The organism is Desulfoprunum benzoelyticum (assembly GCF_014201505.1).
Lineage (GTDB): Bacteria > Desulfobacterota > Desulfobulbia > Desulfobulbales > Desulfocapsaceae > Desulfoprunum > Desulfoprunum benzoelyticum.
In genome coordinates this window covers 189752-203937 of sequence record NZ_JACHEO010000003.1, presented here as the reverse complement: position 1 = coordinate 203937, position 14186 = coordinate 189752, and the positions used below count along the sequence as shown (strand labels likewise).

Here is a 14186-nt window from a genome sequence, read left to right as displayed (position 1 = left end):
GTAACGTCGCATTAAAATTAACAAGAGGCACTGTTTGCACAATGGCACAAGAAAATATCTCGACTGTGGTCTTCGGTTGCGGCAACGTCGTCATGGGTGATGACGGCTACGGTCCGGCAGTCGTCGACGCCCTCAACTCCCGCTATCAATTGCCGGCAGGGGTGGAGGCGATCGATGCCGGCACCGGCATCCGTGAGTATCTTTTTGATTATATCCTGACGGCAGAGGGCCGGCCTGACCGGATCATCGTCCTCGACGCGGTTGATTTTCCCGACCGCGAGCCCGGCGATGTCTTTCTTATGGATACTTCGGCAATTCCCCCGAAGAAAATTCACGATTTTTCCCTCCATCAATTTCCCACCGTCAACCTGCTGGTCGAACTGGAACAGCATACCGGTGTGCGCGTCGTTATCCTGGCCGCCCAGGTCGAGACCATTCCCGATGAAATAACCCCGGGACTGTCGCCGGCAATGTCTGCTGCCGTCTCTGTGGCATGTGAGAAGGTGTTACACATTCTTTCTGAATAAGCTCAATGAGGTGACCGTGTATGATGTATGAATTTAGAGTCAGCGAAATGGCAGAGGAGTTTGGTGTTCACCGGAACACCATACGCAACTGGATCGCCGCCGGGACGCTTCCCGCCAAGGAGGGTCCCGGGCGCAAGTATCTGATGAAGTTCAACGATTATCAGGTCCTCTGTCAGAAGTTCGGCCGTGAGCCGCATATCCGCCCGGACAGCCATGTTGATCTCACCACCGTCAAGACGATGGAGGCCAGGGCCGAGCAGGAGATTCCAGCGTTGGATCTGGATGGGCATCACAGCGAGATCGCCGTCGACCCGAGCTGGGCCGATGCCTGTCTGACCTGCGGCACCTGCGCCAGCGCCTGTCCGATTGCCGGTGTCGACGGCCTCGATCCCCGCAAGATCGTGCGCATGGCGGTCCTCGGCATGGACCAGGAACTGGTTGCCAGTCAGTGGCCGTGGAAATGCACGATGTGCGGCAAATGCGAGGCCTCCTGCCCCGCCAACATCCAGATCGTCGCCCTGATGCGCAGGCTTCGCGGTCTCCGCGACCGCGACAAGGTTCCCGGCCCGATCCACAAGGGGGTCGTGATGTGCCTCGAGCGCGGCAACAATCTCGGCATCCCCAAGGACGACTTCGTCTTCCTGTGCCAGGAACTGGGTGAGGAACTGGCCGCCGACAGCTGCCCCGGCTTTGTCACCCCGATCGATGTCCACGGCGCCAGGGTGCTCGTCACCATCAACTCCAAGGAGCCCTACGGCGAGCCGGACGACATGAAGTTCTGGTGGAAGATCTTCCACGCCGCCGGTGAGTCCTGGACCATCGCCTCGGAGAACTGGGAAGGCGTCAACTGGGGTCTGTTCTCCGGTGACGACGCGGCGATGAAGGTCATTGTCGGCCGGATCGTCGACAACATGCGGAGGTTGAACTGCAAGGTTCTCCTCCTCCCCGAATGAGGCCACGCCTACTTTGCAACCCGGTCCGGGTTGAACAGGTGGTTCCCGGAAGTCTTCAACGAGTTCAAGATCGTCTCGGTTTTCGAACTGTTGATGGAATACATCAGGGCAGGGAAGATCCAGTTGGATAACACCATCCACACCATGCCCGCCGTTTTTCATGATCCCTGCAACTATGGCCGCAAATCCTTCAGGGCCTTCGGTCAGGCATTTTTCGAGGAAGGCCGGGATATCTCCCGGGCCTGCTGCCCCGATCTGCGCGAGATGTATCCGAACCGGATGGAGGCCTACTGCTGCGGCGCCGGCGGCGGCGCCTGGGCGATGCCGTTCAGCGCCGAACGGGTCTACTACGGTCGAACCAAGGCCCGGCAGATCTCTGAATCGGGCGCACATCTGGTCATCGCCCCGTGTCACAACTGCCGTGACCAGATCATGAAGTCACTGAACAAGGAGTACGATCTCGGCATCGAGGTCAAGTACATCTGGGAGCTGGTCGCGGATTCGCTGATCATGCCGAACAAACAGTAAGAGAAGCGGAATTCAACGACCCGCGGTTCCTGCTGCTTGCCGGCAAGGGCTTGAACACTATGAAGTACCCCGCGATTCTCGGCAATTCGGGGTATGCACTATTATACAAGAGGAGCACCTGTCATGCTGGACACGAAGAAAGTTGGCTCGGTAATGATTGTGGGAGGTGGCGTCACGGGGATGCAGGCAGCCCTGGATCTCGCTGACTCCGGGTATTACGTCTACCTGGTCGAAAAATCAGGGGCGATCGGCGGGGCCATGGCCCAGCTCGACAAGACCTTCCCGACCAATGACTGCTCGATGTGAATAATCGCGCCCAAACTGGTTGAGTGCGGTCGGCACTTAAATATCAAGTTGATGACCCTGAGCGAAGTAACCGGGATAACCGGAGCTGCCGGGGACTTTACCGTAACGATCAAAGAATCTCCACGTTATGTGGACATGGACAAGTGCATTGCCTGCGGCGCCTGTGCCGAGAAATGTCCGAAGAAGGTGGACAGCGAGTACGACGCCGGCACCGGCAAGCGCAAGGCCATCTATGTCAAGTACGCCCAGGCGGTCCCGTTGAAGTACCAGATCGATCCGGTCAGCTGCATCCGGCTGCAGAAGCCGGGGGCCTGCGGCTTCTGCGAGAAGGTCTGCGACGCCGGGGCGATCAATTTCGACGATGTCGAGAAGGTCCATCAGGTCAACGTCGGCGCCGTCATCCTCGCCCCCGGCTTCGAGGCCTACGATCCTCGACCGGCCCAGGTCTGGGGCTACGGCATCATGCCGAACGTCATCACCGCCCTCCAGCTCGAGCGCTATCTGTCGGCTTCCGGACCGACCGAGGGCCACTTGGTCCGTCCCTCCGACGGCAAGCCGGTCACCAAGGTCGCCTTCCTGCAGTGCATCGGTTCCCGCGACGAGAACCTGTGCGGCAACGGTTACTGCTCTTCGGTCTGCTGCATGTACGCGATCAAGGAGGCGGTCATCGCCAAGGATCACGTGCCGGGGCTGGCGACGACGATCTTCTATATGGACATGCGGACCCACGGCAAGGATTTCGACAAGTATCTCGAGCGGGCCAAGGATGAATCGGCCGTCCGTTTCGTCCGCTGCCGCGTCAACGGCATCGAGCCGCAGGGAACCAACGGCGACCTGCGCATCCATTACATCAACGAGAAGGGGCGTCAGGTCGAGGAGTACTACGACATGGTCGTCCTCTCGGTCGGGCTGCAGACCCCGAAGCACGTCCTTCAACTGGCGGAGACGACCGGCATTCAGCTGACCGCCGACAAGTTCGCCGCCACCTCCGACTTCGCCCCGGTCCAGACCTCCCAGGCCGGGATCTTCACCTGCGGCGCCTTTGCCGGGCCGAAGGATATCCCCCAGTCGGTCGTCGAGGGGTCGGCCGCGGCGGCGGCGGTCGCCGACCTGCTCTCCCCGGCGCGGCACGAGCTGACGACCGAGGCGACCTTTCCCCAGGAGAAGGACGTCAGCGCCGAAGACCCGCGGATCGGGGTCTTCGTCTGTCACTGCGGCTCGAACATCGCCGGGGTGGTCGACGTCAAGGCGGTAGAGGACTACGCGGCAACGCTTCCGAACGTCGTCTATGTCGAGCGCAACCTCTTCTCCTGCTCGCAGGATACCCAGGAGCAGATCACCAAACGCATCCAGGAGCAGAACCTCAACCGCATCGTCATCGCCGCCTGCACCCCGCGCACCCATGAGCCCCTGTTCCGCGAGACCCTGAAGTCGGCCGGGCTCAACGAGTACCTGGTGGAGATGGCCAATATCCGCAACCACAACTCCTGGGTCCACAGCAAGGACCCGAGCCATGCCACCGCCAAGGCCAAGGATCTGGTGCGGATGGCGGTCGCCAAGGTCACCTACGGCGCCTCGCTGCAACCGATCGCCGTGCCGATCACCCAGTCGGCCCTGGTGGTCGGCGGTGGGGTCGCCGGCATGACCGCCGCCTTGAATCTGGCCGAACAGGGATTCGATGTCAACCTCATCGAGCGGACCGAGACCCTCGGCGGCAACGCCCTGTACCTGAAGCACACCTGGTCCGGCGAGCATATCCCGACCCGGGTCGCCAAACTGGTCGAGAAGGTCCTGTGGAACGACAGGATCACCGTCCATAAAGGCTCCGAAGTCACCGCCGTCGACGGGTTCGTCGGCAACTTCAAGTCGACGATAACCTCGCGGAGCGGGATCTCCACCGTCATCGCCCACGGTGTCGGCATCATCGCCACCGGCGGCAGCATCTATTCGCCGAACGAGTATGGCTACAACGAGATCAAGCGGGTGGTGACCTCCATCGAATTCGACAAGCTCCATGAGCTGAAGGAGAAGCACATCAAGTCCAGCAGGAACTTCGTCTTCATCCAGTGTGTCGGCTCCCGCGAGTCCGGGCACATGTACTGCTCCAAGGTCTGCTGCACCCACTCGGTGCAGGCGGCGATCGGGCTGAAGAAGGAGGATCCGTCCCGCAACGTCTATATCCTGTACCGCGACATGCGGACCTATGCCCAGCGCGAGGCCCTGTATCGCCAGGCCCGGAAGATGGGGGTCATCTTCATCAACTATGAACTGCACGGCAAACCGCTGGTCACCGAAGACGGCAGCCATGTCAACGTCGAGGTCTGGGACCATGTCCTGCATCGGCCGCTGAAGATCAAGGCCGATATGGTGATTCTCGCCTCGGCGATCAGGCCGAAGACGGACGCCGTCGACCTCGCCAAGCTCTACAAGATCCCGGTCGATAACGATGGCTTCTTCCAGGAGGCCCATGCCAAGCTGCGGCCGGTCGATTTTTCGACCGACGGCATGTTCGTGGCCGGCCTCGCCCATTATCCCAAACCGATCGAAGAGTCGGTCGCCCAGGCCCTGGCCGCCTCGGCCCGGGCCGCCACGCTGCTGTCGAAATCGCAGGTGTCGCTCGATGCGGTGAAGGCCACCGTCGACCCCGATTACTGCGACGGCTGCGCTCTGTGCGTCGACGTCTGCCCCTACAACGCCATCACCCTGATGACGATCGAGGCCGACACCGAAGGCGGCGAGGGCAAGCGGATCATCAGCGTCAACAAGGCCCAGTGCAAGGGTTGCGGTCTGTGTCAGGGAACCTGTCCGAAGCGCGGCGTCTATATCGCCGGCTTTACCATGAAGCAGATCAGCAGCCAGGTTCGGGCGGCGCTTGCGGTCTGATGGGCATGGCGAACAACGTAGAAATGAACATTCATGTATACAAGGAGTGGGAAAAATGAGTTTTGAGCCGAAAATCATTGCATTCTGCTGCAACTGGTGCTCCTACGCCGCTGCCGATCTGGCCGGAACGGCCAGGATGCAGTATCCGCACAACGTGCGGATTATCCGGGTGATGTGCTCGGGGATGGTCCATCCCGAGCACGTCATGGACGCCCTCGGCCAGGGGGCCGACGGCGTCATGGTCCTTGGCTGACACCTCGGCGAATGCCATTACCTGGATGGTAATTACAAAGCGATGCGCCGTTCCGATATGATCACCGAACTGCTGGAGGACTTCGGCTATGACAGTGGCCGTTTCGAGATCACCTGGGTATCCTCTGCCGAGCCCGATAAGTTTGTCAAGGCCGTTACCGACATGACGAACCGGATCAAGCAGCTGGGCCCCATCAACAATCAAGATGCCGCGGTCACGGCATAAAGGAGGTCGCTATGGGTGTACCTACTGCTTTGGAATGGCTGGGTTCCTGTGCCGGCTGCGAGATCGCGATCCTGAACATCGGTGAGGCCCTGGTGCCGATCATCACCGAAGCCCTCGACATCGTCCACGCCCCGGTCCTGATGGACCACAAGTACTTCGGTCAGTGCGGCGAGGGGGTGACCATGGAGATCCCCGAGGCGACGGTTGGTATCGTCACCGGCGGCGTCGGCAACCACGAGCACGTCGAAGTCCTGGAAGAGATGCGGAAAAAATGCAAGGTCCTGATCGCCCTCGGCACCTGTGCGACCCATGGCGGCATCCCGGCGCTGATGAACGGTCAGGACCGCAAGACGAGCTGGGAAGGCATCTATCAGACCCTGACGACCGACCCCGGCGCGACCGTGCCGACGGTCGAGGTGCCGGCGCCGCTCGACCGGATCTACGCCTGCGACGAGAAGGTCAAGATCGACATGCAACTGCCCGGCTGCCCGCCGAATCCGGCCCTGATCGCCGAGGTCATCGTCTCCCTGCTCGAGGGCCGGCCGCCGGTGCTGCCGGGCAAGAGCGTCTGTGATACCTGCCCGACCAAACGGGAAGGCAAGGGGGCCGTCACCACGGTCAAGCGCTTCATCACCAACGCCGAATTCACCCCGGGCGAGCCGATCAGCGAGATGCGCTGTCTGCTCGAGCAGGGCTATATGTGCATGGGTCCGGTGACTGCCGCCGGCTGCGCCAAACTGGGAGCGCCGAGCTGCATCAGCGCCCGGGTCCCCTGCCGCGGCTGTTTCGGCCCGGTGCGCAAGGACGGCAACCAGCTGCTTGACATGATGAACGCTCTGGCCAGCAACGGCATCGACTTCAATTCCGTCGTCGACCGCCGCTCCATCCTGCGCTTTTCCGGCGCCCATGGAATGCTCAGGCCGGTCAAAAAACGGATAGAAGAGGAGGAGAGCTGAGATGGGAACTGTACTGAATATTGCCCCGGTTTCCCGCATAGAAGGACACGCCAAGATTGCCATCCATCTCAATGATGCCGGCAATGTGGAAGATGCATTTCTGCACATCCAGTCCCTGCGCGGGTTTGAAAAATTCATCGAGGGCCGGCCGGCGGAGGAGGTTCCCCGCATCGTCAACCGGATCTGCGGCATCTGTCCGTGGATGCACCATCTGGCCTCCAACAAGGCGGTTGACGGCTGCTTCGGCGTCACCCCGACCCCGACCGGCCACAAGCTCCGGGAGATGTGCCAGGTCATGGCCCACATCAACGACAAGATCCTGCACTTCTTCTTCCTCGCCGCCCCCGATTTCGTCCTCGGCCCGGACGCCGACTACGCCGTCCGCAACGTCATCGGCGTCGTCAAGGCGGCGCCGGAACTGGCGACCAAGGTCGTCAAGATGCGCCAGCTCGGGCAGATGATGCTCGACAAGTTCGCCGGCAAGGCGATCCACCCGATCGCCGGGGTCGTCGGCGGCTTCGCCAAACCGATGGTTGAAGCGGAGCGGCAGGAACTGCTCGAAGGAAGCAGGACCCTGCTCGATTTCGCCTGCTACGCCCTCGATTTCGCCAAGACGAACGTCTTTGCCAAGTACATGGATACGATCGGCAGCCTGGGAGTCATCAAGACCGGCTTCCTTGGCACCGTCGACCGGGCCGACGGCTCGTTCCGGATCTATGACGGCCGGCAGCGGCTGATGAAGGCCGACGGCAGTTACGTCGACTTCGAGGGCGCCGACTACGCCGAGTATCTCGGCGAGCACGTCGAGCCCTGGGCCTATTCGAAGATGCCGTATGCCAAGTCGTGGGGTGAGGGATTCAATCTGGACTACGAAAATCCCAAGGGCATCTACCGGGCCAACACCCTGGCGCGGATCAACGTCTGCGACCAGATGAGTACACCGAAGGCCCAGGCGGCCCTGGAGGAGTTCCGCGCCGCCTTCGGCCGTCCGGCCCAGGCCACCCTGCTCTATCACTATGCCCGCCTGATCGAGCTGGTCTATGCCTGCGAGCGGACCATCGAGCTGCTTGAATGGGAAGGCATCACCGATCCCAATGTCCGGGCCAGGGTCGAGCCCAGGGCCGGACGCGGCGTCGGTATCGTCGAGGCCCCACGCGGTACCCTGATCCATGACTACACCACCGATGACAACGGCTGCATCAAAAGCGCCAACCTGATCGTCGGCACGACGCACAATATCGCCCCGATGAACATGAGCGTCAAACAGGCGGCGACCTCCCTGATCAAAGGCGGCGTCTACAACCAGGGCCTGCTCAATCAGGTCGAGATGGCGGTGCGCGCCTACGACCCCTGAATGTCCTGCGCTACTCACCGCCTGGATGGCGGCGTACCTGTGGCAGTCAGCATCGTCGATGCGAAGGGGCAGGAGATTGACAGGATCGTCAGTTGAACGATGCAGGTCCGAACCAGGCTGCCGGTTGCGAAACCGGTTGTCGGGAGATGGGCCCAAGGGAGGCGGCCGGAGGTTTTTCGGCCGTGACGTTCAGGATACCTGTGATGATGGTTTGTATATTCTGTGCCAAAAGTATATAATACAAGCCTGATCAGGCATCTCTCGGGGATATATGTATGTAACGCGAGGAAACTGGAATGACGGAACAAACAGAGAAAAGATATCAGGTTCGAGCCGAAAACCCGAGCGGCGTGTGCGGGTACATCGGCCATATGACCATCGATGAACTGAAGGCGCGGGCCGTCGGCGATGAATTCGACGCCACCTGTCCGGCCTGCGGCAAGTTTCATCTGACCAAGGAAGAGATCGACAAGCTGAACGAGGAGAAGATCACCGACAGCAAGAGTTACGCGGTAATGAAGGAGCAGGCTGAAGAGTCCTGATTCCACGTTGATCGATACCGGCCATTCGCTGCATTGATTGTTGAAGGGAAGGGCCAAAGATGTTAGACATGGATGGGACCACGTGTGGTCCCATCTTTTTTTAATCAGTCTCTGACAGCCCGGAACAGGAATGTGATCATGCCGTCATCCCAGGAACTCTTACTGGAACTGCAGCACATCGTCGACAGACCGATCAGGGTAATGGTGGTCTGCGGTACTCACAATCGTGCAATTCTGCGCTATGACCTGAGGGAGCGGCTGCCGCGCAACCTGGAGCTCGTCGCCGGTCCGGGATGCACCGTCTGCGTCATGCCTGCCGGCCATATCGATGCCTTCGTCAAGATCGCCAAACAACCCGATGTCATCACGACGACCTGTGAAGACCTGCTGCAGGTCCGGGGAACCCGGGAGTCGCTGGCTTCGATCAGGGCCCAGGGCGCCTTGGTAGAGGTCATCTCGACCCCCCGGGACAGCCTGGCGATCGCCGAGGCCAATCCGGACAAGATCATCGTCTATCCGGCAGTCGGTTTCGAGGCGACGGCGCCGGGCATTGCCGAAGTCATCCTCGATGCCGCCTCCCGCGGGATCGACAATTTCTGCGTCATCCCCTCCATCCGGTTGCTGCCGCCGACCCTCGATTCACTGCTCGACGACCCCCACCTCAGCATCGACGGTCTCCTCTGCTCCGACCATATCAACTCCCTGTCCGATACCGAGGCCTACACCACCCTGGCCCAGAAGCACCATCTGGCCTGCTGCATCGCCGGCTTCGAGCAGGAGGATATTCTGCGCTGCCTGCTCAACATGGTCAAACAGATCAGGAGCGGGGTAACGCAGGTCGACAACCTTTCGGCCGTGGTCTATTCTTCCGAGGAATACCGCAAGGCCAAGAAGATGGTTGCCGAGGTGTTTTTCGCCGTCGACACCATCTGGCGGGGGATCGGCATCATTGAAGAGAGCGGGTTCGTCATCCGTGACGAGCTGTCGCTGTATGACGCCACCAGGCGGTTCAACGTCCGGCTGCCGGACGAGGAGATCCAGTGTCAGTGCATCTGCGGCATGATCATGTCCGGCCTCGGCCTGCCGCCTGACTGTCCCGACTTCGGCAAAGCCTGCACCATCGAGCATCCGATCGGTCCCTGCATGCTGTCGGTCGAGGGCATCTGCGCCTCGTATTACAATTATACTCTGGAACACGGCAGACCGGCCGCGCAACCGCTGCACGGCTGAAAGCGGATCGATTTTCACCACCGACGTCACGGAGAACACGCGTGCACGAGTTTTCGCTGGCCCAGGGCCTGCATTGGCAATTGCTCGACCTCGTCAAGCAGCATCAGGCGGACAAGGTCACCCGGGCTCAAATTCTGCTCGGCAGCAACGCCGGGATCGTCGAGGAGTCCTTCCTGTTCGGGGTCGACATCCTGTGCCGTCAGGATCCGCGAACGGAGGGGATGGAAGTCACCATCACCCGTGATGACGGTCAGGACCTGATGCTGATGCAGGTCGACCTGGCTTAGAGCTGCTTCCCTCGTCCCAGACTGCCCCACCCCCGATTTCTTCCTCTTTCATCCCCCCAGCCCTGCGTCCTCAAGTATACCTGCCGCAGAGCCCTTTCGATCGTCACCCGGGCCGCCATCGCCACGAACGTGTCGCAGGCCGGTTCGCCCTCTGCCTGGAGCGTCGTTATCGTTGTCCGCCGGCCCTGGCAGCGGCGGCCTGAAGATATTCCCGGTTGCGGGCCGCCAGTTCCCGGTCGCCGCGGATCCGGCTTTCGGCCTTGCGGAAAAACTGCAGCGCCTGGGGATAGGCGCCCTGGTCATATTTGGCCCGCCCGAGCAGGTGCCAGTAGCGGGCGTTGCCGGGATCGATCCGCAATGCCCGTTCGATCAGGATCTCGGCCCGGCCGGGGTTGCCCGAGCGCAGCGCCGCTTCGGCCTCGAGGTAGAGCGAGCCGGCCGGTCCGGTCGGTTGCGCCACCTTGCCCGGTCTCGGCTTCACCGGTCGCGGGGCGGTCGACGGCGGCGCCGGCGCCGGCGGCGAGATCTCCGTCGGCGCTGGTCGGGCCGGACGGGTGGGGGCCGGGACGGTCACGGCGCAGCCGTAGAGCAGGACCGTCAGCAGCAACAGCAGGAGGAACGGGAGTGGCGGCAGCAGCCGGGCGGTGGGGAGGGGGCGGGTGGTGGTTGCGGTCATTGGCGCTCCGAAAGGGTGATTACTCGAACCAGCTGCGGACCGAATCGATCAGGCCCCTGGTCTTCTCTTCGATCGCCTCCATCCCGGGCAGGACGGCGGCGTTGTCGGGGGCGGTGCCGGCCACGAACGGCAGGGCGACCGCGTCGGGGTTGCGGCGGCTCGTCGCCGCGAACGTGCGGCTGTCGATCCAGGCCCATTCGATGTCCGGCGGTTCACTCAGTTCCAGCGGCCGGGGATGCAGATCTTTGAGGATATTGCCCCAGACGATCATGGCCCCCGCGGCCCCGGTGACTCCGGCCGGCAGGTTGTCGTCGCGGCCGACCCAGACGACGGCCAGTTTGTCGCCGGTATAGCCGGCGAACCAGCTGTCGCGCAGATTGTCGGTGGTGCCGGTCTTGCCGGCGACGGCATGGGTGGCCGGGATTAACCGGGTCAGGGCCCGGGCCGTTCCTGCGCTGACGGTCTGCTGCAGGGCGGAGTTGAGGAGAAACACCCCGGTCGGGGCGAAGCGCTGCTCGACCTCCATCCCGTACCGTTTCAGCAGGGCGTTGTCGGCATCGAGGACGCTGTCGATGCAGCGCAGCGGCTGATGGAAGCCGCCGGTGGCGAAGGTCTGGTACATCTGGCCGACCTCGAGCGGCGACATTTCGGCGGTGCCGAGCAGAAACGAGGGGTAGGGGGCGATGTTGCCCGGCATCCCGAGTCTCTTGGCGCAGTCGATGACCTTGTCGAGCCCGATCGCCATGCCGAGCCGGACCGTGGCGAGGTTGTAGGAATGGGCGAGGGCGAGGTAGAGCGGCACCTGGCCGTGCTCGCGGCGATCGTAGTTCTGCGGCCGCCAGGTCTGGCTGCCGGGCGACGGGATGCTGATCGCGCTGTCCTGCAGCGGGCTGGTCAGGGTGTAGCCCTGTTCCAGGGCCGCCAGATAGACCGCCGGCTTGATCAGCGACCCGATGGGGCGGCGGGCGTCGATGGCGCGGTTGAATCCCGCCATCCCGGGGTTGCGGCTGCCGGCCAGGGCCAGGATCTCGCCGTTGTCGCGGCCGGTGATCACCACCGCCCCCTCCAGGACCCCGGCCTTCTTTTCGATGGCGCCCAGGGTCCGATCGAGCTGCTGTTCGACCTGCCGCTGGGCCTGGGGATCGAGAGTCGTGAGGATCTTCATCCCCCTGCCGTTGAGGTCCTGCTCGCGGTATTCCCGCTGCAGTTCGCGCCGGACCAGGTCGAGGAAGGCGTGATAGCGGCTCCCCCCCTTCATGACGCGGGTGGAATGATCGAGCGGTTCGCTCAGCGCCTGCCGGTACAGGGGCTCGTCGATGATGCCCGACTCGCGCATGACGGCGAGGACGACCGCCCGGCGCTGCAGGCTCGCTTCGGGGTGGCGGCGGGGATCGTAGGCGCTCGGTCCCTTGATCATCCCGACCAGCAGGGCGATCTGTTCGGGGCTGAGATCGGCCAGATCCCGCCGGAAATAGAAGCGGCTGGCCCGGCCGAAGCCGTGGATCGCCCGCCCGCCGTCCTGGCCGAGAAAGATCTCGTTGGCATAGGCGGTGAGGATCGTCTCCTTGTCGTAATGGAGTTCGAGGAGCAGGGCGATGATTGCCTCGTTGGCCTTGCGCCCCAGGGTCCGTTCATGGGTGAGGAAGAAATTCCTCGCCAGCTGCTGGGTCAGGGTGCTGCCGCCCTGGACGGTGGACCCGGCCCGGAGGTTGGCGACGAGGGCGCGAAGGATGGAGCGCGGGGCGATGCCGCCATGGTTGTAGAAATCACGGTCCTCGACGGCGAGCAGGGTCTTGACCAGCATCTCCGGCAGCTGGGCCCGGCTGAGCAGCAGCCGGTCCTCATGTTCCAGGGCATGAAAACTGCCGATCCGGGCCGGATCGATGCGGATCAGGGAAATGGACTCCGCCGTGTCGACGCCGGTGATGGCGGTGACATGGTCGCCGGCCAGCGTCAGGGTGAAATGTGTCGAAGGTTCGAGGCCCGAGGGGTAGGGGAAATCGCGGGTGACAATCTCGAAACTGCCGTTGCGGCGGGCATAGGCCCCCGGCGCTGCCGGCTCGTCCTCCCGGCGGTAGCCGGCCAGTTCGAGTTCGTCCTCCAGTGCCTGGGCCTCGAGTTCCAGACCGGGGTAGAGTTCGAGGGGCCGGGCATAGACCTCGGCCGGCAGGGCCCAGATCCGGCCCTCCAGTCGATCTTTGACCATGCGGTCCAGGCGCAGGACCCGGGGGCCCAGGATCAGCGAGATCGCGGTGATAATCAGGGCAATGAAAGAGAGAACGATCCATCTCTTCTTCACCCGTCTGCTCGTATCGGCCATGTATGTCCAGTGTCGGTAAGAAGTTCGGTTGCAGGCGGCAAAATCAAAAATCTACCACATCCGGCGGGTTTTAGCCATGGACAGGGAGGGCGGGCCGCTTTCCCCTGATCAAAGGATGGCCATGGATGCGGCGGGATCGAGCCGCGGCGCCCCTGGGCCGCTCAGAGCAGGGCGTTCCGGAAGGCGATCCGGGTCATTTCGACGACGTTGTTGCACTGCATTTTTCGCAGGAGATGGCGGCGGTGGGTGTCGACCGTCAACGGGCTGATGCAGAGTTTCTGGGCGATCTCCCGGCTGGTGTAGCCGAGGGCGAGATAGCGCAGGATCTCCAGTTCCCTTGCCGTCAGGCTCTTCTGTCCCGACAGGGGGGTATAGACCCGGCTGAAGACCGTTTCCGCCAGTTCCTTGAACTGAAACTGCTTGATCTTCAGGCGCAGGGGCAGGAGTTCGCCATTCTGCAGCATGATGGTGTTGCCGAGCACCAGCGAGGCCCGCCCCTGATCGTCCAATTCGAGAATATGGATATTGCTGAGCAGGTTGACATAGCTCTCATCCTTTCTTTTGTAACGGTAATTATACTGGAAGAGCAGCCCTTTTTTGACGTTGTCGTCCGGCTGGGCGGCGACAAAGGCGATCATGTCGGGATAGACCTGATGCAGGAGGATGTCGATTTCACCGGGATGGACGGAACGGAGAAAGAGGTCGATCCCCCGTTGCAGGACTTCTTCGTTGGGATAGCCGGAAATATGCTCCTGCTGCCGGCCGAGGAAACGGTATTGCCCTGACGGGTATTCCAGCACATAGAAAAAGGCGGCGAGATCGGGGAGATGCTTCTCCATCTGGATGTAGGGTTCGATGTGCCGCCTGATCGTCTCCTCGCGGATGTAGCCACTCCTGAAGACATCGATGAACTCCTGGCGGAAGTTGCGCATTTTCTTCCCCTCGGGCGGCGAAAATACTCAAATATGGGTATGGACATCGGCTCGTCCTGTCGATAGCCTTTTATCAGATCAGCAAAGTATATCATGCCCGGACGCTCTTATGCAAAGGGGCGCTCTGTCTGTCGATGTCCATCCGGTGGGGGAGTGTTCGCAGACCCTGCGGGGGACTGGTTGCGCGGATTGAGGCCGGCGACGGCGTGTGTAT

General features: G+C 62.1%; 12 protein-coding genes. 9 read left to right on the top strand and 3 right to left on the bottom strand.

Features of this window, described 5'->3' with window-relative positions; translation table 11 throughout:
* Window positions 1-41 precede the first annotated feature (41 nt).
* The 9 genes from HNQ81_RS05085 (at window position 42) to HNQ81_RS05045 (ending at window position 10044) form a co-directional block, all read left to right on the top strand.
* Window positions 42-527: a hydrogenase maturation protease gene (locus HNQ81_RS05085; RefSeq protein ID WP_183348966.1), complete on the top strand. Its 486-nt coding sequence runs from the start codon at window positions 42-44 to the stop codon at window positions 525-527.
* A 23-nt stretch (window positions 528-550) separates the two neighbouring features.
* Complete coding sequence (locus tag HNQ81_RS17770; RefSeq protein ID WP_275888843.1) at window positions 551-2008, top strand: 4Fe-4S dicluster domain-containing protein; 1458 nt, start codon at window positions 551-553, stop codon at window positions 2006-2008.
* A 123-nt stretch (window positions 2009-2131) separates the two neighbouring features.
* Window positions 2132-5197 (top strand): FAD-dependent oxidoreductase, encoded by a 3066-nt coding sequence (locus HNQ81_RS05075; protein WP_183348964.1) that lies wholly within the window; start codon window positions 2132-2134, stop codon window positions 5195-5197.
* Between the two features lie 55 nt (window positions 5198-5252).
* On the top strand, window positions 5253-5675 hold the full coding sequence (locus tag HNQ81_RS05070; RefSeq protein ID WP_183348963.1) for a hydrogenase iron-sulfur subunit: 423 nt from the start codon (window positions 5253-5255) through the stop codon (window positions 5673-5675).
* An 11-nt stretch (window positions 5676-5686) separates the two neighbouring features.
* Window positions 5687-6631, top strand: coding sequence for an NADH-quinone oxidoreductase subunit B family protein (locus tag HNQ81_RS05065; protein WP_183348962.1), 945 nt, complete (start codon window positions 5687-5689; stop codon window positions 6629-6631).
* Window position 6632: 1 nt separating this feature from the next.
* The gene (locus HNQ81_RS05060; RefSeq protein WP_183348961.1) at window positions 6633-8081 is read left to right on the top strand and encodes a Ni/Fe hydrogenase subunit alpha; all 1449 of its coding nucleotides are present in this window, start codon (window positions 6633-6635) and stop codon (window positions 8079-8081) included.
* Between the two features lie 200 nt (window positions 8082-8281).
* On the top strand, window positions 8282-8527 hold the full coding sequence (locus HNQ81_RS05055; RefSeq protein ID WP_183348960.1) for a hypothetical protein: 246 nt from the start codon (window positions 8282-8284) through the stop codon (window positions 8525-8527).
* 72 nt (window positions 8528-8599) lie between these two features.
* Entirely contained in the window at window positions 8600-9757 is a 1158-nt protein-coding gene (hypD, locus tag HNQ81_RS05050; RefSeq protein WP_275888841.1) for a hydrogenase formation protein HypD, read from the top strand.
* Between the two features lie 41 nt (window positions 9758-9798).
* The gene (locus HNQ81_RS05045; RefSeq protein WP_183348956.1) at window positions 9799-10044 is read left to right on the top strand and encodes a hydrogenase/urease maturation nickel metallochaperone HypA; all 246 of its coding nucleotides are present in this window, start codon (window positions 9799-9801) and stop codon (window positions 10042-10044) included.
* Between the two features lie 166 nt (window positions 10045-10210).
* Here the strand turns inward: HNQ81_RS05045 and HNQ81_RS05040 are convergent, their stop codons facing one another.
* The 3 genes from HNQ81_RS05040 to HNQ81_RS05030 all read right to left on the bottom strand — a co-directional run bounded on the left by HNQ81_RS05040 (window position 10211) and on the right by HNQ81_RS05030 (window position 13972).
* Window positions 10211-10720 carry a tetratricopeptide repeat protein gene (locus HNQ81_RS05040; protein WP_183348954.1) on the bottom strand — a complete coding sequence of 170 codons (510 nt, stop codon included), beginning with the start codon at window positions 10718-10720 and terminating at the stop codon, window positions 10211-10213.
* Window positions 10721-10739: 19 nt separating this feature from the next.
* On the bottom strand, window positions 10740-13019 hold the full coding sequence (gene mrcB / locus HNQ81_RS05035) for a penicillin-binding protein 1B (RefSeq protein WP_183348952.1): 2280 nt from the start codon (window positions 13017-13019) through the stop codon (window positions 10740-10742).
* A gap of 182 nt (window positions 13020-13201) precedes the next feature.
* Window positions 13202-13972, bottom strand: a complete 771-nt coding sequence (locus HNQ81_RS05030; protein ID WP_183348950.1) for a LuxR C-terminal-related transcriptional regulator — start codon at window positions 13970-13972, stop codon at window positions 13202-13204.
* Window positions 13973-14186 lie beyond the last annotated feature (214 nt).